General features: G+C 41.5%; 22 protein-coding genes and 1 pseudogene. 15 read left to right on the forward strand and 8 right to left on the reverse strand.

The annotated features are described in order from the left end of the window. Positions 1-86 precede the first annotated feature (86 nt). Positions 87-1061 carry a tRNA dihydrouridine synthase gene (locus tag NSQ72_RS03390; RefSeq protein WP_017366774.1) on the forward strand — a complete coding sequence of 325 codons (975 nt, stop codon included), beginning with the start codon at positions 87-89 and terminating at the stop codon, positions 1059-1061. A gap of 108 nt (positions 1062-1169) precedes the next feature. Beyond that, a pseudogene (locus NSQ72_RS03395) lies at positions 1170-1619 on the forward strand (SMI1/KNR4 family protein); the annotation flags it as partial. Positions 1620-1758: 139 nt separating this feature from the next. Here NSQ72_RS03395 and NSQ72_RS03400 read toward each other — a convergent pair. Further along, positions 1759-2523, reverse strand: a complete 765-nt coding sequence (locus tag NSQ72_RS03400; protein ID WP_059376692.1) for a MurR/RpiR family transcriptional regulator — start codon at positions 2521-2523, stop codon at positions 1759-1761. A 148-nt stretch (positions 2524-2671) separates the two neighbouring features. On the opposite strand from NSQ72_RS03400, the gene NSQ72_RS03405 reads away from it, so the two are divergent. Both NSQ72_RS03405 and NSQ72_RS03410 read left to right on the forward strand, forming a co-directional pair. Continuing rightward, a complete protein-coding gene (locus NSQ72_RS03405; protein WP_048239978.1) occupies positions 2672-4258 on the forward strand; it encodes an alpha-glucoside-specific PTS transporter subunit IIBC in 1587 nt (528 codons plus the stop codon). A gap of 17 nt (positions 4259-4275) precedes the next feature. After that, positions 4276-5601: a 6-phospho-alpha-glucosidase gene (locus NSQ72_RS03410; RefSeq protein ID WP_341083279.1), complete on the forward strand. Its 1326-nt coding sequence runs from the start codon at positions 4276-4278 to the stop codon at positions 5599-5601. A 96-nt stretch (positions 5602-5697) separates the two neighbouring features. On the opposite strand, the gene NSQ72_RS03415 is transcribed toward NSQ72_RS03410, so the two are convergent. Continuing rightward, positions 5698-6069, reverse strand: a complete 372-nt coding sequence (locus NSQ72_RS03415) for a hypothetical protein (protein WP_039177014.1) — start codon at positions 6067-6069, stop codon at positions 5698-5700. Positions 6070-6253: 184 nt separating this feature from the next. On the opposite strand from NSQ72_RS03415, the gene NSQ72_RS03420 reads away from it, so the two are divergent. Continuing rightward, positions 6254-6691, forward strand: a complete 438-nt coding sequence (locus NSQ72_RS03420) for an Rrf2 family transcriptional regulator (RefSeq protein WP_107164025.1) — start codon at positions 6254-6256, stop codon at positions 6689-6691. Between the two features lie 64 nt (positions 6692-6755). Continuing rightward, positions 6756-7667: an NAD(P)/FAD-dependent oxidoreductase gene (locus tag NSQ72_RS03425; RefSeq protein WP_341083282.1), complete on the forward strand. Its 912-nt coding sequence runs from the start codon at positions 6756-6758 to the stop codon at positions 7665-7667. Positions 7668-7677: 10 nt separating this feature from the next. Here the strand turns inward: NSQ72_RS03425 and NSQ72_RS03430 are convergent, their stop codons facing one another. Next, complete coding sequence (locus tag NSQ72_RS03430; protein ID WP_064497696.1) at positions 7678-7878, reverse strand: hypothetical protein; 201 nt, start codon at positions 7876-7878, stop codon at positions 7678-7680. Positions 7879-7991: 113 nt separating this feature from the next. On the opposite strand from NSQ72_RS03430, the gene NSQ72_RS03435 reads away from it, so the two are divergent. After that, positions 7992-8639 (forward strand): DUF3885 domain-containing protein, encoded by a 648-nt coding sequence (locus tag NSQ72_RS03435; protein WP_341083285.1) that lies wholly within the window; start codon positions 7992-7994, stop codon positions 8637-8639. Between the two features lie 181 nt (positions 8640-8820). Here the strand turns inward: NSQ72_RS03435 and NSQ72_RS03440 are convergent, their stop codons facing one another. Further along, the gene (locus tag NSQ72_RS03440) at positions 8821-10149 is read right to left on the reverse strand and encodes a 6-phospho-beta-glucosidase (RefSeq protein ID WP_039177025.1); all 1329 of its coding nucleotides are present in this window, start codon (positions 10147-10149) and stop codon (positions 8821-8823) included. A gap of 197 nt (positions 10150-10346) precedes the next feature. On the opposite strand from NSQ72_RS03440, the gene NSQ72_RS03445 reads away from it, so the two are divergent. Next, positions 10347-11078, forward strand: coding sequence for a MurR/RpiR family transcriptional regulator (locus NSQ72_RS03445; RefSeq protein ID WP_039177027.1), 732 nt, complete (start codon positions 10347-10349; stop codon positions 11076-11078). Positions 11079-11095: 17 nt separating this feature from the next. Here the strand turns inward: NSQ72_RS03445 and NSQ72_RS03450 are convergent, their stop codons facing one another. Next, on the reverse strand, positions 11096-12295 hold the full coding sequence (locus NSQ72_RS03450; protein ID WP_341083286.1) for an MFS transporter: 1200 nt from the start codon (positions 12293-12295) through the stop codon (positions 11096-11098). A 145-nt stretch (positions 12296-12440) separates the two neighbouring features. On the opposite strand from NSQ72_RS03450, the gene NSQ72_RS03455 reads away from it, so the two are divergent. Next, entirely contained in the window at positions 12441-12920 is a 480-nt protein-coding gene (locus NSQ72_RS03455; protein WP_039177033.1) for an aminoacyl-tRNA deacylase, read from the forward strand. A 32-nt stretch (positions 12921-12952) separates the two neighbouring features. Here the strand turns inward: NSQ72_RS03455 and NSQ72_RS03460 are convergent, their stop codons facing one another. Beyond that, positions 12953-13861, reverse strand: coding sequence for a LysR family transcriptional regulator (locus NSQ72_RS03460; protein WP_041087143.1), 909 nt, complete (start codon positions 13859-13861; stop codon positions 12953-12955). Between the two features lie 103 nt (positions 13862-13964). On the opposite strand from NSQ72_RS03460, the gene NSQ72_RS03465 reads away from it, so the two are divergent. Beyond that, positions 13965-15167, forward strand: a complete 1203-nt coding sequence (locus tag NSQ72_RS03465; RefSeq protein WP_341083287.1) for an MFS transporter — start codon at positions 13965-13967, stop codon at positions 15165-15167. 64 nt (positions 15168-15231) lie between these two features. Here NSQ72_RS03465 and NSQ72_RS03470 read toward each other — a convergent pair whose 3' ends face one another. After that, entirely contained in the window at positions 15232-16311 is a 1080-nt protein-coding gene (locus tag NSQ72_RS03470) for a DUF3900 domain-containing protein (RefSeq protein ID WP_039177040.1), read from the reverse strand. 200 nt (positions 16312-16511) lie between these two features. Next, the gene (locus NSQ72_RS03475; RefSeq protein WP_072367870.1) at positions 16512-16661 is read right to left on the reverse strand and encodes a DUF1540 domain-containing protein; all 150 of its coding nucleotides are present in this window, start codon (positions 16659-16661) and stop codon (positions 16512-16514) included. A 354-nt stretch (positions 16662-17015) separates the two neighbouring features. On the opposite strand from NSQ72_RS03475, the gene rfbF reads away from it, so the two are divergent. Genes rfbF through NSQ72_RS03500 form a run of 5 tightly spaced genes read left to right on the forward strand, consistent with a single transcriptional unit; the run spans position 17016 to position 21797 of the window. Further along, complete coding sequence (gene rfbF, locus NSQ72_RS03480) at positions 17016-17780, forward strand: glucose-1-phosphate cytidylyltransferase (protein ID WP_039177042.1); 765 nt, start codon at positions 17016-17018, stop codon at positions 17778-17780. Between the two features lie 4 nt (positions 17781-17784). After that, the gene (locus NSQ72_RS03485) at positions 17785-18756 is read left to right on the forward strand and encodes a GDP-mannose 4,6-dehydratase (protein ID WP_039177044.1); all 972 of its coding nucleotides are present in this window, start codon (positions 17785-17787) and stop codon (positions 18754-18756) included. 12 nt (positions 18757-18768) lie between these two features. After that, complete coding sequence (locus tag NSQ72_RS03490) at positions 18769-19680, forward strand: putative nucleotide-diphospho-sugar transferase (RefSeq protein ID WP_039177047.1); 912 nt, start codon at positions 18769-18771, stop codon at positions 19678-19680. Next, a complete protein-coding gene (locus tag NSQ72_RS03495; protein ID WP_341083289.1) occupies positions 19677-20867 on the forward strand; it encodes a glycosyltransferase family 2 protein in 1191 nt (396 codons plus the stop codon). The genes NSQ72_RS03490 and NSQ72_RS03495 overlap by 4 nt, the downstream gene beginning before the upstream one ends. Beyond that, on the forward strand, positions 20868-21797 hold the full coding sequence (locus NSQ72_RS03500) for a putative nucleotide-diphospho-sugar transferase (RefSeq protein WP_341083292.1): 930 nt from the start codon (positions 20868-20870) through the stop codon (positions 21795-21797).

Genomic DNA, 21797 nt, shown 5'->3' on the forward strand with positions numbered 1-21797 from the left:
AAGTATATAATGATAAAAATTGCTGAAAGACTTTATAGAAGGACATGCCCTTTAGGCGCTATGTCATGAGAGGAATTGGATGAAAGATGAGTAAAAATTTCTGGCGTGATTTACCGCGGCCATTTTTTATATTAGCACCAATGGAAGAAGTGACAGATGTTGTGTTTCGTCATGTTGTGAGTGAGGCGGCGAGACCTGATGTGTTTTTTACAGAGTTTACGAATAGTGAGAGCTATTGCCATCCTGATGGCATTCAAAGTGTGAAGGGGCGTTTAACGTTTACAGAGGATGAACAGCCGATTGTTGCTCATATTTGGGGAGACAAGCCTGAGAACTTTAGACAGATGAGCATTGGAATGGCTGAGTTGGGATTTCAGGGGCTTGATATTAATATGGGCTGTCCTGTCCCAAATGTCACACAAAATGGGAAGGGCAGTGGCTTGATTCTTCGCCCAGACGTTGCCGCAGAGCTGATTCAAGCGGCAAAAGCTGGGGGATTACCTGTCAGCGTGAAAACAAGACTTGGTTTTACTGAGGTCGATGAATGGCGCGGATGGCTTAGACACATTTTGGAGCAAGATATTGTGAATTTATCGATCCATCTTCGTACAAGAAAGGAAATGAGCCAGGTGGATGCGCATTGGGAGCTCATTCCTGAAATCAAAAAACTTCGTGATGAAGTAGCACCTGATACGCTTTTGACAATCAATGGTGATATTCCTGATCGTCAAACAGGCTTAAAGCTCGCTGAACAGTATGGAGTAGATGGCGTGATGATTGGGCGTGGGATTTTCCATAACCCATTTGCTTTTGAAAAAGAGCCGAAGGAGCATACAAGTGATGAACTGCTTGGTCTTTTAAGGTTACATCTTGATCTCCATGATCAATACTCATCACTAGGTTTGCGTCCATTCAAGGCACTGCACCGTTTCTTTAAGATTTATGTAAAAGGATTCAGAGGAGCGAGTTTCTTGAGAAATCAATTAATGAATACATCATCAACAGATGAAGTGCGTGCCATGCTGGATGAATTTGAAGCGAGAAATCAAGAACAATCATGACCAACAAGAGGAGGGGGCGAACCCTTCTCTTTTTTATTAAATAGGACTATTAAACTAGTTCTCTTAAATGGTAAAATGAGATAGAAATAACAATTGGAGGTATTTCATTTGAAACCATTTTGGGATAAAGACAGTGAAAGCGATGAAACATTTAAGAAAATAAATGAGGAAGGCATTGCAAAAGCGGAAAAGAAGCTAGGCGTCATCTTGCCGGATACATATAAAAAACTGATACTCGAACAAAATGGCGGGTATACCCTGCATAACGCTTTTCCCACGGACCAGCCGAATGGATGGGCAGAGGATCATGTGTCATTTGATCATTTAAGAGGAATTGCCAAGAATGAAGGCATTATGGATAGTGATTATTTAATAGAAGAATGGGAATTGCCTGAGGGACTTGTGCTCATTTGTGGGGATGGTCATACGTGGATTGCATTGGATTACAGAGAAACAAAGGAACATCCGCCGGTTCATTACTTTGATCTAGAATATGAGACGGATTTCAAATTAGCAGATTCGTTTGATGAACTGCTTGCTGGGCATTATACTGCTGAATAGGAAAAGACAGCCGCAAGTAGATATATTTCATTAAATCCGCTGTTATACAGTGTTTTTTGAGAGAGACAAAAGAGTCTCTCTTTTTTTGTGAAGCAATATGGATTCTTTCCACCATTTCACTCCAAAACTGTTATGTTTAAGTCCTATTATTCAATTGGTTCACTTTCCACTCACTATATTTTCTGACGATAATATCTGCCACAATGTAAAATGGCAGAAAGCTGGAGTTGTCCACTTTGTTATATAAGTGAAACGGGGTGCTGCTTACATAGATGTTAAACATGGCATTTTGTGCAAGGAGGTTATTCCTCAATGTGGTCATGCTGATAAATTTGATATGTCTCGTTTTCACCAATTGAATGATTTCATCTAAATTCTTCGATTCACCCGATAAAGAAATGATAAATAAAAGGTCATCCTCACCAAATTCAATGATTCCATCTGTTAAGTCCCGCTTGCTTCGTAATACTTGAGATTTTTTATGCAGTGACCATAGCTGCCGCTGTACATCATTGGCCAAATCGAGCTGTGCAGTTCCTGTACCATAAATATAAATATACGGTGCGCGATCTATCAGTTGATTTAATTGATGAAAGTCCAGCTGCTCCATATATTTTCTTGTCTGCCGGATATCTTGATCAAGCAGCTGCATTAAATCTTGTGTTGTCTCTTCAGTGAAAGCATTTAATTTCACATAAGACTTTAAGTCACTGTAGCCGTCGAACCCTATTTTCTTGGCAAGCCGATGGATGGATGAAATGGAAGTATGAGCATAACGGGCAAGGTCCTGAATTTTCATTGTCTTCATTTCTTCAAGATGATCATGGATCGTTTTAATAATGTGCAGGTCATTCTTATTTAAATCTTCGAAGTATTCATTAACCAGCTTGTCCAGTATCATGCGATGTGCCCTCCAACATGAAAATATTTTCTTCCTATGAAAATATAATCTAATGTTACAACTTGATTTCTAAATACGTCAAACCTATTGGTTTTTGTAAGCGCTACCTTTACAGTGGTGTTATGGATCAAGCAAAGGGGTAATGCTTATGAATGCAATCAAGCGGTTTGGCAGTGCTATGGTAGTTCCTGTACTTTTATTCGCGTTTTTTGGTATTGTTGTCGGCCTCGCGACTTTATGTAAGAATCCAGCGATTATGGGGGAAATGGCTGCAGAAGGTACGATGTGGTATAAGGTTTGGACACTGATTGAAAGCGGAGGATGGACGATTTTCAATCATATGGAATTAGCCTTTGTGATTGGATTGCCCATCTCACTTGCAAAAAAAGCGCAAGCCCGTGCGACGCTCGCAGCTTTGATGATTTATCTCGTATTTAACAATTATATTCATGCTATTTTGACACTTTGGCCGTCTACTTTTGGTGTTGATTTATCGCAAGGTGTTGAGAATGTAGCGGGAGTAAAAGAAATTGCGGGTATACCTACGCTGGATACAAGTATCATTGGTGCGGTGATGATATCTGGAATTGTCATTTGGATCCATAATCGTTTTTATGATCAAAAGCTGCCTGAAATGCTTGGGATTTTCCAGGGGCTTGTATTTGTTGTCATCATCGGATTCTTTGTGATGATTCCTATTGCTTTTATCGTTGCTTTTGTATGGCCCTATGTTCAGCAGGGGATTCAATCTCTCCAAGGGTTCATGGCACAGTCTGGTTATATTGGTGTCTGGCTGTTTCATTTCTTGGAAAGGGTGTTAATTCCAACAGGACTTCACCATTTTATTTATACACCTTTTGAGTTTGGTCCAGCGGCTGTAAATGGAGGGTTAAAACCATATTGGATTGCTCACTTAAATGAATTTGCGTCCTCAACTTCCGATTTGAAGGATCTTTATCCATACGGATTTTTATTACATGGGAACATTAAGATGTTCGGCTGTTTAGGGATAGCTCTAGCCATGTATTTTTCTACACCGAAGGAAAATAGAAAAAAGGTTTTGGCTTTGGTATTACCCGCCACATTGACAGCCATATTTGCGGGAATTACAGAACCGCTTGAATTTACGTTTCTATTTCTCGCGCCTTATTTATTTGTCATACATGCACTTCTTGGAGCGACCATGGTGACAATCATGAATATGTTTGGTGTTGTCGGAATGATGGGTTCCGGGCTGATTGAAATAGCTGCATTGAACTGGATTCCGCTCTCCTCAAATCATGGAGGGATTTATCTGATCCAAGCGATGATTGGACTTCTCTTTACTGCATTGTATTTTGTCATATTTAGATGGATGATTGTGAAATTTGATATTCCATTACCAGGACGAAAAGATGAGGAGGAGACGAGACTATATACAAAACAAGATTATGAGAGTCATAAAAAAGCTCATGACAAAAAGGAATCACCCGTTTATGCATCAGAGTATGAAGAAAAAGCCGTTTATTTCTTAGAAGGCCTTGGCGGTAAAGAAAACATTAAAGATGTGACAAACTGTGCCACACGACTGCGTATTACAGTGATTGACCCTAGCTTGGTGAAAGATAGGGACTACTTTACAGAAAATAAACTGGCACACGGCATGGCTAAGAGTGGTCAAAGCATTCAAATCATTGTTGGCTTAAGTGTACCGCAAGTAAGAGAGTCCTTTGAGACTAAACTTTCATTAGATTGAAAAAGGAGCTGGATATCATGAAAAGATTTAATATTACCATCGCTGGAGGCGGAAGTACATTTACACCGGGAATCATTTTGATGCTGTTAGACTATTTAGAGGAGTTCCCAATTCATACAATTAAACTCTATGATAATGATGAAAATAGACAAAAGACGATTGCAGATGCATGTGAGATTATGTTAAAAGAACGAGCACCAGAAGTGCAATTACTGGCAAGCACGGACCCAGAAGAAGCGTTTACTCAAGTCGATTTTGTGATGGCACATATTCGTGTCGGAAAATATGCAATGCGTGAATTAGATGAGAAAATTCCATTGAAGCATGGAGTCGTCGGACAGGAAACATGCGGTCCAGGCGGGATAGCTTACGGAATGCGTTCTATTCCAGGTGTATTAGAACTTGTCGATTATATGGAAAAATACTCACCTGAAGCTTGGATGTTAAACTATTCGAACCCTGCAGCGATAGTAGCTGAGGCAACACGTAAGCTAAGACCGAATTCTAAGATTTTAAACATATGTGATATGCCAATTGGCATCGAAGAATTAATTGCAAAGAATTTAGGCTTATCTTCACGGAAAGAACTAGAAGTAGATTACTATGGTTTGAATCACTTTGGCTGGTGGACAGATATTCGAGATAAATCAGGAAATAGCTTAATGCCTGAGGTGATTAAGCATGTAAGCCAGCATGGTTATGCAACAGATGGAACATCTGAACTAGAACAGCAGAAGAGCTGGAACAGCACATTAAAAAAGGCCAAAGATATTCAAGCGCTTGATCCAAAAACGGTCCCTAATACGTATTTGAAATACTATCTATTTCCAGATGAAGAAGTAGCACATTCCAATATAGAATTCACACGTGCCAATGAAGTCATGGAGGGACGGGAAGCTTTTGTTTTTAGTGAGTGTCAGGCCATCATTGATAAAGGAACTGCAAAGGAAACAAAGCTGACCATTGATGAGCACGCTTCCTATATCGTTGATTTGGCAAGAGCCATTGCTTTTAATAAAAAAGAACGGATGCTGATGATTGTAGAGAACAATGGCGCCATTAGAAACTTTGACCCAACAGCAATGGTCGAAATTCCTTGTATCGTTGGCAGCAATGGTCCAGAAAAATTAGTAGTTGGAGAAATTCCTAGATTTCAAAAAAGTCTCATGGAGCAGCAAGTTGGCGTAGAAAAATTAGTAGTAGAAGCATTTGAAGAAGGGTCCTATCAAAAATTATGGCAGGCCATCACATTATCGAAAACGGTGCCGAGTGCAAAAGTAGCAAAAGATATTTTAGACGACTTAATTGTGGCAAATCAAGCATTTTGGCCAGAGCTAACATAACAGGAGAATAAGCAATATGGGCGTGACAGCGCTCATATTGCTTATTTATTGTGATGGAGACAAAAAGCCCCCTTACCAAAAGGGGGCCACCATTCCTTACTCCGCACTTTCCTCAACCTCACGGCTATCCTCAGTTTCACCAATATAAATAGGGCCGTTTGCGTGGTCGATTCGGATTGGCCATTCGTATGGAATTTGAAGACGTCTAGCGATGGCTCTCCAGAATTTTGTGGAATCCAATTCGAATTCTTGGAAGTCTTTTAATAAGTCTTTGTAAGACGAGCCGTCAAATTGAATGTACATATCTTGAAGGCGCATGAACGCGACATGTCTCACTTCAAGTGCTGCTGCGGCTTCCATTTCTTCTTCTGTTGCTTCTCCGATGATTGTACCTGCGGGCGGAAGCATGTCGTATACGTTAAATTCCTCTTCTTCTTCGTGTGCTGCATTGTGCTGTTGATCTGACATTATTCTTCACTCCTTCTCGTTTTCAATCAAAACTTTATTCCGTGCTTACTTCTATTATCGGAAGGAAATGTGAAATGTGGAATGAAAAGAGGAGCAGATCCACAGTACTTGCTTTTTTCTCTTGAATCATCTATGATCAATTACAGATATAAAAGGTCTATAATAGATAGAAAGGAGCTTCCTTATGAAATATTCTAAAGCGACCAACTATGCGCTGCATACGATGGTGTTTTTAACTCTTGCGCCAAAGGGTAAAGCGATTGGCGTTGAGCCACTTGCTAAGATGCAAGATCTTTCACCAACCTATTTATCCAAAATTTTAACAAAGCTTGTGAAGGCGGGATTGATTGAATCAACACCTGGTGCAAAGGGAGGATACACCCTTATCAAACGAAAGGAAGACATTTCGTTTTTAGATGTCATTCAGGCTGTAGAAGGACAAACGAATTTATTTCGCTGCTCTTTAGAGCATGACTCCTTCATGCCTCATGATGGCTGTTTGATTGAACAAGTCATGCAGGATGTGGAAACGAAAATGCAGGAGACATTAAGTCAAAAACGGTTAATTGATATTGCGAACCAAATTGAGCAGACAGAAAAAAATCCATTTTTCAAGATGTGATTTTTTTGAACTAATTATAGATATTAAGAGTCTTTAAAGTCTTGAATATAAAGGAGAGATTGATATGTTATTAGATTGCGCCATTATCGGAGGCGGGCCAGCCGGATTAAATGCAGCACTTGTTGTGGGTAGGGGCAGAAAGCAGGTCATTGTATTTGATGACGAGCTGCCAAGAAATCGAGTGACTCAGGAATCACATGGATTTATTACAAACGATGGAATGACACCGTTTGAAATCAGACAAGCCGGAGAGGCAGATCTTCAAAAATACCCTAATATCCAAATCAAACGAAGTAGAATTAATGATATACAAAAGCGAGAGGAATTCTTTACGTTACTGACACACAAAGGGGATACATTCGAAGCGAAAAAAATCATCTTGGCAACTGGACTTCAGGATATATTGCCAGAGATTGAAGGAATTCATGATGTGTATGGAAAAACGTTGTTTAGCTGCCCTTTCTGTGATGGATGGGAATTAAAGGACAAAGCACTTGCCCTCATTGCAGAGAATCAGCGAGCCTTGCATATGGCTAAGCTTCTATCCAATTGGACAAAGGATTTGATCGTGTTTACGAATGGGCACGTGTTGGCTGAAGAGGACAAGTCACTTCTGACGGCGCATTCTATTCAAGTCATTGATGTGCCTATTGTATCGATTGATCATGACAATGGTGAGCTGCGCTCTCTCCAGCTTGCAAATGGGGAGACAGTGAAAAGGGAAGGCGGTTTTGTCGCAAGTGAATTCAAGCAGTCAGCGCCATTTGCCGAAAAGCTGGGCTGTCAAATGACGAAGAATGCGGGGATTGAAACAGATATTCTTGGACGTACAACCGTCAGTGGTGTCTTTGCATGTGGTGATAATCTAGGCGGTCCTGCTCAGTTAGTTCTCGCAGCAGCAGCTGGAAGCCAGGCAGGAATGGGTGTCATTCATGAACTTGTGCAAGAAGAGTTTCAAGAAAAAACATCTCTATGAAAAGAGATGTTCAGCGATGAGCGGTTTTCTGTTTTGCTAAGACGTGAGCTGTCCATTCAAAAAGTGCGTAGATGACAAAGAAGATCAGGATCCAGCTGCTGGCATCGACCCATACATTGGTGATATGAATGATGTTCGCCTGATCAAGTCCAGTCTGTATCCACATCGTGATCAATGCGGTGAGGAACACCTGTAAAAACCATTTTTTCAATTGGTCACACCTCCATCTCTTTCTATCATATAAGAAATGACAGTTAATTTCCAATTGTTTTCCTGTATGTTTCAACGGTAAAATAAGAAATAAAATCAATGGAAGGAATTGAGATGAGCGATCAAACGAATAGATTTTTAAAAAGTCATTTTCCTGACCTTCTCCTCACGCCGCCTCTTTTTTATGAGTGGCCTATTGGGCTTCGGTTTGAATTGGCAGATTGGTCATTAGGAAAAGAATCGATTGTATTAGAAAAAGCGGGAGATCGTGCTTTAGAGATTGTGAAATATGCTTTTGATCCAGAAGACGAGATGCTGCTTGTGACGGATGTGTATAAAGATCATGAACATGAATTAACGAAGCGAAAGCTCCTTGTCTATCAAAAATATGTGCATCGGCAAGTAAGGAACAGATTGCGCCACGAGCTTTTGACTTATGTACGTCCAGAAATAGAAGATTCACTGACATTAGAGAGATTTACACTCAAATGCCAGCTGCAAGACATTCGATTGCGTCCGCTTCTCCATGCGATCTGCCAGGAGGACTTTTATGCGCCGAATCAAATCTTGAAGGGGAAGCTTAGATATGAAATTTACCTAATGAATGTCTCGAAAAAAATGATTTTTCACTTATACGATGATCGAGGCTGTGATCTCATTGCAGCAGATGCTGAGCGTCTACGCCCAGTCTATGAAGGCTTACAGCACTGGCTATTAGATTATGATCGCCCACAGATGGATCGGCTGTTTGCAGCGAAATAAGAAAAACCGCACTTTCGACAAGTGCGGTCAGCGTGTAGACAAACCCTCGCATTCGGTGTCAGTTCTGCGTGCCGGTGCTCACGAATGTCAAATTCGCTCCGCTCCGGTACTCGTCCTTCCTAGACTGCAAAGGTTTTCTATCACGCTGAAAAGAAGACAAAGGGCTAAAATCAAGATCTTTTTATGCTTCTACTTTATTAAAAAACTGTGGCAAATATTCTTTGTGTGCTTCTAGCATTTCATCTAGGATGCTTTTTGCAACAGCATCTGATGGGACAAGCGGGTTGATGGTCATTGCGACAAGGGCAGTGTTGTAATCGCCTGTCACAGCTGCTTCAGCAGCTACACGTTCAAAGGATTTAATTTGAGAAATAAGTCCTTTGACAGCGACCGGCATTTCACCAACAGCGATTGGTTTAGGACCGTCTTTTGTGATAACGCAGTTGAGTTCAACGGCAGAATCATTTGGAATGTCACTGATGGCGCCATTGTTAATCGTGTTGACAGGCTGAATGTCATGCTTATCGTTATAAATGGATGCAATTAAGTTACAAGCTGCATCACTGTAGTAGGCACCGCCTCGTTTTTCAAGCTGTGGCGGCTTGATGTCTAGATCAGGGTCTTTGTAAAGCTCGAACAGATCATTTTCTAATGCGCGAACGACTTCTGCACGAGTTCCTTCGTTTGCTGCTGCTTTCTTTTCCTCAGCCAGCATATCACTTGTTTTGTAGTAGTAACGGTGATACGGACAAGGAATGACGCCAAGCCCTTTTAAGAAATCAGCATCCCACGGAATCGCTTGAATGTTGTTCATCGACATGCTGGAGTTTGGATCCGCCATGTCTTCGATCACTTGATCCATGATGCTTTTGCCGTCTAAGAATACATTGAGTCCAAAGACCATATGGTTTAATCCAGCAAAGCTGACTTCGACTCTGCTTGCGTCGACATCAAGCCCTTTGGCGATTCCCATGCGAATGCCGATTGGCACGTTGCATAAGCCAACGACTTTTCGATGGTTTGAATAACGAAGTACGGCTTCAGTGACCATACCAGCTGGATTTGTGAAATTCACAAGCCATGCATTCGGGCAAAGCTCTTCAATATCTTTGACAATATCAAGAATGACAGGAATGGTGCGAAGTCCTTTGAATAGACCCCCTGGACCATTTGTTTCTTGACCAATGACATCATATTTTAAAGGAATGCGTTCATCCTTCATACGTGCTTCAAGAAGTCCGACACGGAATTGTGTTGTAACAAAATCAGCATCTACAAGCGCTTTTCTGCGATCTAATGTTAAATGAACCTCGATTGGAAGTCCTGCTTTTTTGACCATGCGTTTTGCAAGATTTCCGACGATCTCAAGCTTTTCTTTTCCCGCTTCAATATCAACGAGCCAAAGCTCGCTAATCGGAAATTCATCGTATCGTTTAATGAATCCTTCGACAAGCTCTGGTGTATAGCTTGATCCTCCGCCAATTGTGACAACCTTTAATCCTTTTGCCATGCTCTGCACCTCCGAATAATGTAACGCGCAATGTTATAATAGAGAAAAGTCTTTTTTATTTTGTACATCTATAGCTTATCGTGAGAGCATCTCATGCGTAAATGACTTCAGTGTCTTTAGGCAAGGGTGCCCTATTTAGAGATTTGTTACATAAAAGAAACACGATGTGACATGTTGTTGGAGAAAGGGGAAGTCAGATGTTTTCAAGTGAGGTCATTTCCAGCTTTAATGAACTAGAAAGCGCTTTATACCGATATATCATGGAAAACAGTGAAAAGGTCGTGTACATGAGAATTCGAGACCTTGCAGATGCTGCACATATTTCCACCTCGTCTGTCCTTCGTTTTTGCCGAAAAGTAAATTGTGAAGGCTTTTCAGAGTTTAAAGTGAAGCTCAAAATGTATTTAGAATCAGAGCAGACACCTTCTTTAAAAAGCACACAGCACTTTCTATATGAATTTATTGAACGAACATTAAAGGGAGACTTTGAGGGGAAAATTAAGGAGGCAGCGAAACTCATTGCTGAGGCAAAAAATGTGCTGTTTATCGGGACTGGCAGTTCTGGCATTTTGGCGCAGTATGGGGCGAGGTACTTTTCAAGTCTTGAGAAATTTTCCTTTTACATCAATGATCCATTTTTCCCTATGAATATGCAGTATTTAGACAATAGTGTCACAATTGTGCTGTCTGTATCAGGGGAGAACAGTATTACGATCGATCATATTTCAAAGTTAAAAAGGGAAGGCAGCACAATCATTAGTATTACGAATAACCAGCACTGCACGATTTCGCGCATTTCAGATTTAAATATTGCCTACTACGTCACAGATGAGCGGGTACACAGAGCCAATATCACCACACAGACGCCAGTTGTGTATATTTTAGAAGCAATGGCCCGTGACATGTTCGCGATGTTAAAAGAAAAGTAAAAGAGCCGCTGCATGAATCAGCTGCTCTCTTTTTTCTGCTTCATAAAAGAAAGGATGGCAATACCAGAACAGACGAGCACAAACAGACCGCCTAGCAAATACACAGACCTCGCCCCATATGCATCCGCAATCAATCCAACAAAGAAAATAGATAAACCGACAGATACAGAAGAAAGGACGTAATGAGCCGAGTACACCTTTGATAAATCTTGGACAGGTGTTTCCGTTTGAAGAATGGTTTGCTGCGAAACATCACGAATTTGATAAGCAGGCCCCATCAAAATACAAAGCAGTAATGCAAGCCATGGCAGGCTGTTCAGTGAATAGACAATAGTCAGCACTGCATAAATGAATGACCCAGCTGCCATAAAGAGAAGAAGCTGTTTTTGAATAAATTGACTCATCCATGCAGCTAAGAGCCCGCCTAGAATGGTGCCGATATAATAAGCGGCATTGATAAAGCCCCACCATTCCTCACCTTGCTTTAAATCTTGTGTGACAAAGGCAAGCGTAATTGCCCCGATCCATACAGCACCCGCAATATTTTCACAAACATCCATAAAGGTCAGGGTGCGCACCGTTTTATTTCTCCAAATGATCGTCCAGCCATCTTTGAAGCTGTTCGTCTTATTTGCTTTTCGAACCGTCTCTTCTTGCTTGAGAAGAGGAAAGACAGGGATGAAAAATAGATAAGACAACACAATCATGACACAAGTGATCCACATTAAATAAAATGGCCCGATCCATAGGACGAGCATTCCAGTGAACGAATAGCCGGCGATTTGAACCATTTGATGAAATATGGACGCTGTACTGTTTGCTTTCACAAGCTGATTTGCTGGCACAAGCATCGGCATGATCGCCTGCATTAAAGGACTGATGAACCCGCCTGTGAGGGAAATCAAAATGAGTGCACTAAACAGCCAGACCATATGCTGCTGAAAGAAATGAAATTGGGCTGTAAACACGACGAGCATCCCAAGACGTAAAAGCGGGACCCATTTCAATAGGCGGCCAGCTTGAAAGTAATCAGTTAAAACAGGAGAGAAAAGCCCAGCCAATAGCTGGCATATCGTTCTGATCAGTGGAAAGACAGCCGCATAGGCAACAGATTGTGTATCTTGATAAATGACAAACGTGATCGTCATGACAAATAAAATATCACTTAGCATGAGAAGGCTTTTACTGCTTGTATAACACCAAAACTTGTTTCCCATATTAAACCGGCTCCTTTTCAAAAACATGTTTAGTATAGCATGGTGATGAAGGGTTCAGAGGCTTTCCATTGAAAAATACATCTTAAGGATGAGAAGATTGTGATAAGCTAAATGAAGGACATTGTAAGGAAAGGGGTTCAATCACTTGAGAAAATTACCAGCACATGACTTTTTGGACAAACATGGCATCCCATATGAGATCAAAACATTTTCTGCCGAAACAGAAAAAGGAGCAGCAAATGTAGCGGCAGCCCTTGGTTTTCGTGAAAGACAAATGATCAAAACATTGATCTTTGAAACAGGAGAAGGGGAGCAGCTGCTTGTGATGGTTGGCGCTGACCAGCATATTAAGTCAGGGAAACTAAAGAAAGCGGCCGGCTCCCGTAATATTAAAATGGCTTCACCGGAGAAGGTTCTTGAAGTGACGGGCTATCGAATTGGTTCGATTCCGCCGTTTTGCTGGCAGCCAGAAGGATTCCGCACGATCATTGAAGCTTCATTATTAGAGGAAGAGATATTAGGGGTTGGAGCAGGAGAATGGGGAAATGAAATCCTCATCACACCAGAACAATTAGTGAAAGCCTCAAAGGCTGTACCGTTTGACATCGTGCAGCCAGCCGAATAAAAAAAGTGCCTGTTTTTGGAGCAGGCACTTTTTTAATTGGCAGCAGGCGTAGTGAATGGACCGATACCTTTCATTTGCAGGAAGGCATCCACGGTTCTATTTTCTTCAAGATCATTCGCCCGCTTGCACACAACAACTGGTCTGACGATCTCAATGCCTTCAATGTACACCCGCCCAATTTCTTTCCGCTTGAGACTGCCTTGAACCGCATCACGGGGAACAAGTGTGATACCATATCCAGCTTTGATCATTTGTATCGCTTCATGAACACCGCTGAACTGTAAGTCCACGGTCGGTTTTTTGATCCCTTTCGAGGTAAAAAGAGAAAAAAGTTTATCTCTTGTGGAACTGCCTTCTTCTCGCATCAAAAAAGGCTCCTGGCTCAGCCGCTCTAGCGGGACAGTTTTTCCGTTCAACGGATGGTCTGCCGGGACAATAAAATCATAGCTTAAATTCGTTAAATGAGAGGTGAGAATCTCCTCATGGTGCAAATCCTCGATCACAGCGATGGCCACATCTGATTCATATTGAAGCAGGCTTTCTAAAACCTGAGCGGAGTTTCCACTTTTTAATTCAATTTCCGTTTCGGATGAAGATGTTTTAAAAGCAGCGAGCCAATCTGGCAGTAAAAAGTTGAGTGGTACATAGGTAGAAGCGATGCGGAGCCGCCCCTTTTTTCCGTTTTGTAAAAGTGCAATCTGATATTCTACTTCCTTTTCAGCCTCGAATACTTGCCTGGCATAAGGGTATAGAATTTTCCCCATTTCCGTAAGTGTAATCCCTCTGCCATTTCGTTTAAAAAGACGGAACCCGATCTCACTTTCAATGCTTCTAAGCTGAGCCGTCACAGCTGGCTGTGTCAAAGATAGCACGTCTGCTGTTTGTGTAACACTTTTTGTTTCTGCGACTTTTGCAAAAATTCGAAGAGCATGTAAATTCAACTTTGCACCACCTATCAATTATTTTGATGGTTCAATCAAAAACATTCATTAGATTTATTATAAGGCATCCCTTATTGTAAAGATAGCGAAGGGGGAAGGGAAAATGGATCATCGTCAAAAGCAAGTGGTGTCAATATCGCTTATCACAGCATTTGCACTGATTGGGGATTCAATGCTTTATATTGTTCTTCCGATCTATTGGAAAGAGATTGGTTTATCATCTATTTGGGAGGTTGGGCTGCTGCTGTCCATCAACCGATTCATCCGCATCCCGCTAACGCCTGTCGTTTGGTGGCTCTATCGGTTTGTCCCAATGAAAACAGGTGTATTGATCGCTATATTGATTGCATCAGTAACCACGATGCTATATGGTGTGAGCGGTTTTTGGCTGCTGCTGATTTGCCGCTGCGCTTGGGGGCTGGCATGGACGTTATTGCGTATGAGTGGAATGAGGTTAATTGCTGAGATGGACGAAGGCTCACAGGGGCATTATACGGGCATTTACAATGGGCTTTACCGGCTGGGCAGTTTATTTGGCATGTTATTTGGCGGAATATTTGCCAGCCTGATCGGCTTCCAGTCCATGACACTTGTTTTTGGTTTACTCACATTACTAGGGGTTATTTTTTATGTTTCTTTGGATGAGATTGAAAAGGGAGAAGAGGGGCAGGTGTATCAAGTCATCAAACAGAGGTGGCTTGCACGAGATGTTGTAAAAGTATTAATGACAGGTATGCTGATCGCACTTGTGATACAAGGGTTATTCGCATCAACACTCAGTCATGTCATTGAAGCAAGGATCGGTGATGGTGAATTTGCTCTGTTCGGCTTTGTCATCGGAGCTTCGGCTTTAAGTGGAATCATTCAAGCGCTCAGATGGGGGTGGGAACCATTTGTAGCACCGAAAACGGGCAGATGGTTTGATGGCCTTGTGATGAAGGAACGAACGCTTTGCTGGATGTTTCTTTCATTTGGAGGTCTCAGTCTTCTGGCGGTCATGCTGAAGGTAAGCGGCTGGTTTCTTGTGATGCTGCTTTTGATCCAGCTGCTGTCAACAGTCTTAACGACATTAACAGATACGCTTGCCTTTCAAAAAGCCTCTACTCAAACCGATAAAAACCGCTTCCTCGCAAGCTATTCCTTTGTTCAAGATATGGGAGCGGCTTTAGGACCCTTGTTCGGATATACGATGATTCAGTTTTTTGGATCAAGCAGCGTCTTTTGGCTGATGCTCATCATAAGCTTATTGCTTGTCAGCATGTGGGCAAGAGGCAGGGAGCTGCATGTTTCTTCTGATCCAGCGTAATAAATTCAGGCGTTATACAAAAAAACTGCCTCTTGCGCTGAATGCAAGAGGCAGTCATGGTTTCTTATTCTACATCTGAATCATAGGCTTTTTGCGTCAGCTGGCTGACCACCTCTTTTAACCCATTTGGTTTATGAAACTCAACAGGTGTGCTTCCTTTTTCGAAGACGATTTGATCTGCTTCAACGAGCACGACATATCGATTGTTGAGCTTTGCAATATGGATCGAGTGGCCAAAGTCTGCAAGAAGACCTTTGATTTCCGTCTCGCCTAGACGCATTTTCATTGTGATATCAGGAGTTTGTTCAACAATATGAGAGGCTGCTTGTGTGACCTGCTCTGTATCGAGTGTTTCTCTAATTTCTCGTTTTTCACTCGCTTCCCATATTTCAAGATCCTCTTCAAACTGCTTTAATTCTTCACTTTCATCCTGTAATGTTTCAAAAACCTGTTCCTGTACCATATTCATGACCTGTGATTTCATGATTTCAGGCATGGATTCACCGTATTCGACGAACTTCAAAAAGTCCTCAAAATAACGAGCGTGTGACGATTGGTGAATTTTCACTTCCGCTTCTTCAGTCATGCCCTCTTCTGGCATAAACGGGTATTGAATTGATTTCATGTTTTTTGTCGTAATGGCCATTTCGACTTTTCTGATCAAGGTAGATGTATCAGCGATAGAAGCCACTTTCTGCTCGAAATCGCATTTCATAATAAAGACAAAGGAATCGTCGAAATACTTTTTAGGAACGGCAGAAGCCACTAAAAAAACGCCGCCTCTGACAGCACTTGTATCTAAATATGTGCGAACAAACTGTTCACTGCATTCATTAAACAATTCTTTTGTATCTGCAAATCTCGTTTGATGAAATAGGTTGTAGTTTGGGTTTGAATCGAGCTCATGACCGGGTTCTACAATAAATCGGCCAATTTTGGTCGGTACTTGTTCAGATTTAGGGTGTCTGTCCACTTTTCGTTTGACGATTTTTTTCAGTTCGCCGTCTAAAAAGTCCTTCAGCTCACTTTGTTCAAATTCCTCTTGATCTAGTGTTTGATAATGTTTAAATCGTTTATTTGCTTGTTCATCTTTGCCTTCAATTTCTACGACAAAGAATGATAGAAAACGTATCGTAAAATCCATTGATTGGTCACCACTTTTTCTTCTTCGGATATGTTGAGTATAGAAAAAGGAGTGAAAATCGTCAACGAATGGAGAAATATCGTGTCATTATTTCCCGAGAAATGTTTATTGAAAAACACTTGATAATAATTATCATTCTTGATAGAATGATAAAAGAAAAGAAGGAACCTGCCAGTTCCTTCATCTCAGAGAAAAATAGATTATTTTGTTTCAAATGTTTCGCAATCAGTTTCAGTATTGCGAGTCACTTCAGTCATCGTGTTTTTACCAATTTTAATGGTAGAAGCGGTACAGCTGTTTTCAGCCCAGAAACGGCAAGAGTTCACTTCACAAAGAACATTTTGTGCCATGGGAATTCACCTCCGTGATTCATATTGAGAATGAAGCAAGCTGCCACTTGTATTCATTCAATCTAGTAGTCTCTTTATATAAAGAGACTGTTTGTGCTGGTTATGCACATGTTTATCATACCATCTACCCTGAAAATATACAATTTAAACTTTGAAAGAGCGAGAATATGAATCTCGCTCTTTTTTTATTTGTAAAAATAGTTAAATGCTAGGTGGCACACTCTCTCATTTCGACATATGAATAGAGTAGATTCAAAACCTGATGTCGGACAAAGTATGAGGGTACATGTACTGATTTTCCGCATAAAGATAGGGTTTTAATCAAAAATCTTCATAGAGAGATGAGGGGAGAAGATGAAAGCAGTCATTCTCTGCGGAGGAAAGGGAACGAGAATGAGTGAGGTCACACAAGCGCTTCCTAAACCACTTGCTATGATCGGAGATCGGCCTATTCTATGGCATATTATGAAAATCTATCAGTATTACGGTGTAGACGAATTTATCCTATTGCTTGGTTATAAAGGAGAGAAGATCAAAGAGTACTTTCTAAACTACGACTGGCAGCACCACAGCATGCAGCTCGATATGGCGACAGGAGAAATGAAGCTATTAGGGAAATCGGAGAACTGGAAAATCACCTTTTTAGATACAGGTGAAGATACGATGACAGGCGGACGTTTAAAGCAGGCACAGGATTACATCGGTGATGAGACCTTTATGATGACGTATGGTGATGGACTGGCCAATATCAATATGTTTCATTTGCTGAAACGTCATCAGGATCTTGGTGCAGCTGCTACTGTCACAGGCATTGAAAAGAAGTCCCAGTACGGGACACTGAAGGTGTATAACGGGATGGCACAATCCTTCTCTGAGAAGACAGACAGTATCGGGATGATCAATGGAGGATTTTTTGTGTTGTCTCCAAAGGTATTTGATTATTTGACAGACGATGACCAATGCGTGTTTGAAGCGGAGCCTCTTCAAAACCTAGCGGATGATGGAGAGCTTGCCGTTTATGAGCATCACGGATTTTGGACAGCAATTGATACGTATAAAAACCTGAAGGAAATCAACGACATGTGGACAGATGGAAAACAACCATGGAAGGTTTGGTGACAGCATGAGCGGATTTTGGAATGGAAAGAACGTATTTGTAACTGGATGTACAGGGCTGTTAGGGAGCTATCTCGTCAAGGAATTGATTGATCAAGGGGCAAACGTGACTGGACTTGTGCGTGATCAGGTGCCTCGATCGAATTTATATCAAGGCAGTCAATTTGAAAAAATGAATGTGGTGCAAGGCGCATTAGAGGATATGCAAACGATTGAACGTGCGTTAGGAGAATATGAAATTGACACCGTCTTCCATTTGGCTGCCCAAGCCATTGTGGGGGTCGCAAATAGACATCCTGTTTCTACATTTGAAGCGAATATTTTAGGGACATGGAATGTACTGGAGGCTTGCAGAAGACAGCCGCTGATCAAACGAGTGATCGTGGCATCAAGTGACAAAGCATACGGTGATCAAGAGCAGCTTCCATATGATGAAGACATGCCATTAAACGGGAAACATCCGTATGATGTCTCGAAGAGCTGTGCAGATCTTATTTCTCATACGTACTACAACACATATGGTCTTCCGGTTTGTATTACACGCTGCGGTAATTTATACGGAGGCGGAGATTTGAATTTCAACAGAATCATTCCGCAAACCATTCAGCTTGTGTTAGAAGGAAAGGCGCCGGAAATTAGAAGTGACGGGACATTTATTCGTGATTACTTCTACATTGAAGATGCAGTGAAGGCATATTTGCTGCTAGCTGAGAAGATGGAGGAAAAAGGGCTGGCGGGAGAAGCCTTTAACTTTAGTAACGAAATTCAGCTGACAGTGCTTGACCTTGTGGATAAGATTTTAAAGGCAATGGGAAGTGAGCTGAAGCCTCGTATTTTGAACCAAGGAACACATGAGATTAAGCATCAATATTTGTCGGCAGAGAAAGCGAGAAAGCTGCTTGATTGGAAGCCTGACTACTCCATTGATGAAGGTTTAGAGAAGACGATTGAATGGTACCGCGAATTCTTTCAAAAATAGAGGTGTAAAAAGATGAACAGCATATATTGTACGGTTCTTTCAAGTGGAAGACTTTATCAAGCCATTGCGTTTTTCTTATCGTTGAAGCAAGTAGAAGATGATGCTGTCATCAAGACGTTATGTATGGATGATGCTGCATTTGATTTGCTTCATCAAATGAATTTCCCGCATGTGGATCTTGTTCATGTACGGGAGCTCGAGACACCAGAACTGCTAGAGAAAAAAGAGGAACGGGATGCATCGGAATATTGCTGGACCTTAAAGCCGATTTGGATTGAGTGGTTATTTGAAGAGGAGCAGGCAGAGAGCGTGACTTATCTTGATGCGGATTTATTCTTTTATGAGAGCCCTCAGGTTATTTTTCAACATCAGCCGAATGCCTCTGTTTTAATTTCAAGAGGGGATATTGTCATTCCAAGCTTTGATGCTGAGGAAGTGAAGATGCTACAGAAGCTTTTAGGCCGCTATAATTCAGGCTTTCTGCATTTTAAAGGAGATGAAGCCGGACGAAAATGCCTCAGCTGGTGGAAAGAAGAATGCTTAAAAGAATGTAAAAATGCACCGGGAGAAGGCAAGTTTGGCGATCAAGGATATCTGGATCATATGCCGAGGCTGTTTGACAATGTAGAAGATATTGAGACAAAAGGCGTGAATATTGGTCATTGGAACTATGGGCAGCATTCTTATCGGGAGGAGAATGGACGTATTCTCTTGGAGGATGGGCACCCGCTCATTTGCTATCATTTCAGCGGCTTTCGGATTGTGAGCAAGGATGAGATGCAGCAAATTCATGAAAAAGGACGAAATGACCTGCCGTTTTTCCAAGAAGCCTATCGGCAAGTGCTTCGTCATGTGATTGAATCTGTGGAGCAGGTCGATCCGCTGTTTAACGGCTATGCCAAACGGGAGGAGGATGACGCATGAACGAAAAGCCAATGGTAAGCGTCATTATTCCAAGCTATAATGCCAAAGAGCGTTTAGAAGGAAGCCTTTTTTCCTTAACGCTTCAGGAAACAGATATTCCATTTGAGGTCATTGTTGCCGATAATGGCTCAACAGATGGCACGATGGAAATGCTCGAGAACATTGAGGTGAACTTCCCGTTTAAAAAGGTGCGTATTCCTGTCAATCAAGGGATTGCAAAAGGGCGTAATCATGCCATTCGCGAGGCGGAGGGAGATCTGCTCATTTTTCATGACAGTGATATGCTGGCAGAACCGAGATTTATTGAAAAGCATGCAGAGGCTCATGCTGGCAGAGAGGATCTCGTTATTTGCGGTGTGTGCTGGAAGCGGATTTATCGCTATTTTTACACAGCTTTTGATAAGGATCATATGAAGCGGTTGAAAAAGCAAGGGCTGTATAAACGGAAAATGGAGGACAAAACGCCTCTTTTATCATTGGAAGAAGTCGAAAATGGTGCATTTCTTGAGAAAAGTTTCGATTTGCAGTCTGAGTTTATAGATATCCTGAAAGACATTTTAAATACGTACCACTATGATTTAGGTTCTTATGAGCTGCCATGGCGATTTTTTATTACAAATAACTCCTCTGTCAAACGGAAGCATGTCATGGCACTAGGGATGTTTGATGAAAATATCGTTCGTTACGGATTTGAGGATTATGATTTAGGGATTCGTCTGCATCAGCTTGGTCTCTCCTTTGAATTGCGAGAGGATATCATGAGCGTGCATCAAGAGCATCCAAGTAATTTAACGTCGTTTGATGACATCAAATACAACATTTTGTATATGTGTGAGAAGTACAACAATATTGACTCTATTGATGTCCATTTGGCTTTCTCCGGTCCGTTTTCTCATACTGTGACAAATGATATTGTGAAAGAAGTTCGGCAGCTGCGTGAGAATTCAGCATTTGATGACCTGTTATCTTATTTTTTAGAACTGATTCACTTGATCACAGAGCGGAATGTAGGCATCAAACGCGATAAAAAAGATATGCTGACAGCCAAGCATGTTCCTTTGAAAAAGCTGGCAGAAGCCGCGCAGCTTGCACGGCAGGAATATGGCTGCACGGTACTTGTAGAAGCCATTCAAGGGCTGACGAAAGAGCTGTTGCGCGTTGATTTGTTCCAAGTGGATGTGTTGTAAATGGCGTCTTATCACTTTACAACCATTGTGTCGAATACCCATGTCTTTAAGCTTTTGGCGCTGATTCATTCGCTTGAACAAAACGCTCATGCCTTCAAGCTGTCCGTTTTATGTGCAGACCCTTTGGCTTATAAGGTGTTAAGGGAGTTCCCTCACCCGCATGTTCAATATGAACAGCTTGAGTACATTGAAGATGACACGCTGCGAAAGGCAAAAGAAGATCGAACGTTCCATGAGTATTGCTGGACGTTAAAGCCTGCTTTTCTGCTCAAAATTCTTGAGTCCTCAGATGCGGATTATCTTGCCCATCTGGATACAGATTTGTATTTTTATCATGATCCAGAGGCGATTTTTGCAGAGAATCCAAGCGCTCATTTATTTTTAACGGATCATATGAATTCCGAGCGGTTCTATCGTTATTACGAGTTGTCTGGCCGTTTTAATACTGGGTTTGTAGGCTGTCGTAACACAGATGTTGCCAAACAGGCAGTCACGCAATGGAAAGAAAACTGTCTTGCACATTGTACAGTAGAAATGGATACAGAAAAAAAGACGTATGGAGATCAGCGATATGTGGAAAGATGGGTTGATGATTTTGAAGGGGTTCATATCGTTACATCTAAAGGAGCCAATGCGGCGATTTGGAACATTGAAAACTACAAGCTTTCAGTTGTAAAAGGGGATATGTATCTCGACGAATGTCCACTTTTGTTCTATCATTTTTCTGCCTTTACGATCATTGATGAGAAGACCTTTAATCTGAATTGGTATTACTATATGACAGAACAAAAGCTTGTGGATCACCTGTATATTCCTTATGCTGACTTGATTCATCGAAAAATCAAACAGGTGCAAAAGGTATTTCCAGAATTTAAGCAAGGGTTTATTGCAAAGAAGCATGTTCCTGACACGCATTTTTATGAGAGATGA

Source organism: Bacillus sp. FSL R5-0659 (assembly GCF_038008785.1).
In the GTDB taxonomy this organism is placed as follows: domain Bacteria; phylum Bacillota; class Bacilli; order Bacillales; family Bacillaceae; genus Bacillus; species Bacillus safensis.

Excerpts from the sequence above, each read along its gene's own strand:
- NSQ72_RS03390 (WP_017366774.1), top strand. The coding sequence starts at position 87 with ATGAGTAAAAATTTCTGGCGTGATTTACCGCGGCCATTTTTTATATTA.
- NSQ72_RS03400 (WP_059376692.1), bottom strand. The coding sequence starts at position 2,523 with ATGATACTGGACAAGCTGGTTAATGAATACTTCGAAGATTTAAATAAG.
- NSQ72_RS03405 (WP_048239978.1), top strand. The coding sequence starts at position 2,672 with ATGAATGCAATCAAGCGGTTTGGCAGTGCTATGGTAGTTCCTGTACTT.
- NSQ72_RS03410 (WP_341083279.1), top strand. The coding sequence starts at position 4,276 with ATGAAAAGATTTAATATTACCATCGCTGGAGGCGGAAGTACATTTACA.
- NSQ72_RS03415 (WP_039177014.1), bottom strand. The coding sequence starts at position 6,069 with ATGTCAGATCAACAGCACAATGCAGCACACGAAGAAGAAGAGGAATTT.
- NSQ72_RS03420 (WP_107164025.1), top strand. The coding sequence starts at position 6,254 with ATGAAATATTCTAAAGCGACCAACTATGCGCTGCATACGATGGTGTTT.
- NSQ72_RS03425 (WP_341083282.1), top strand. The coding sequence starts at position 6,756 with ATGTTATTAGATTGCGCCATTATCGGAGGCGGGCCAGCCGGATTAAAT.
- NSQ72_RS03435 (WP_341083285.1), top strand. The coding sequence starts at position 7,992 with ATGAGCGATCAAACGAATAGATTTTTAAAAAGTCATTTTCCTGACCTT.
- NSQ72_RS03440 (WP_039177025.1), bottom strand. The coding sequence starts at position 10,149 with ATGGCAAAAGGATTAAAGGTTGTCACAATTGGCGGAGGATCAAGCTAT.
- NSQ72_RS03445 (WP_039177027.1), top strand. The coding sequence starts at position 10,347 with ATGTTTTCAAGTGAGGTCATTTCCAGCTTTAATGAACTAGAAAGCGCT.
- NSQ72_RS03450 (WP_341083286.1), bottom strand. The coding sequence starts at position 12,295 with ATGGGAAACAAGTTTTGGTGTTATACAAGCAGTAAAAGCCTTCTCATG.
- NSQ72_RS03465 (WP_341083287.1), top strand. The coding sequence starts at position 13,965 with ATGGATCATCGTCAAAAGCAAGTGGTGTCAATATCGCTTATCACAGCA.
- NSQ72_RS03470 (WP_039177040.1), bottom strand. The coding sequence starts at position 16,311 with ATGGATTTTACGATACGTTTTCTATCATTCTTTGTCGTAGAAATTGAA.
- NSQ72_RS03475 (WP_072367870.1), bottom strand. The coding sequence starts at position 16,661 with ATGGCACAAAATGTTCTTTGTGAAGTGAACTCTTGCCGTTTCTGGGCT.
- rfbF (WP_039177042.1), top strand. The coding sequence starts at position 17,016 with ATGAAAGCAGTCATTCTCTGCGGAGGAAAGGGAACGAGAATGAGTGAG.
- NSQ72_RS03485 (WP_039177044.1), top strand. The coding sequence starts at position 17,785 with ATGAGCGGATTTTGGAATGGAAAGAACGTATTTGTAACTGGATGTACA.
- NSQ72_RS03490 (WP_039177047.1), top strand. The coding sequence starts at position 18,769 with ATGAACAGCATATATTGTACGGTTCTTTCAAGTGGAAGACTTTATCAA.
- NSQ72_RS03495 (WP_341083289.1), top strand. The coding sequence starts at position 19,677 with ATGAACGAAAAGCCAATGGTAAGCGTCATTATTCCAAGCTATAATGCC.
- NSQ72_RS03500 (WP_341083292.1), top strand. The coding sequence starts at position 20,868 with ATGGCGTCTTATCACTTTACAACCATTGTGTCGAATACCCATGTCTTT.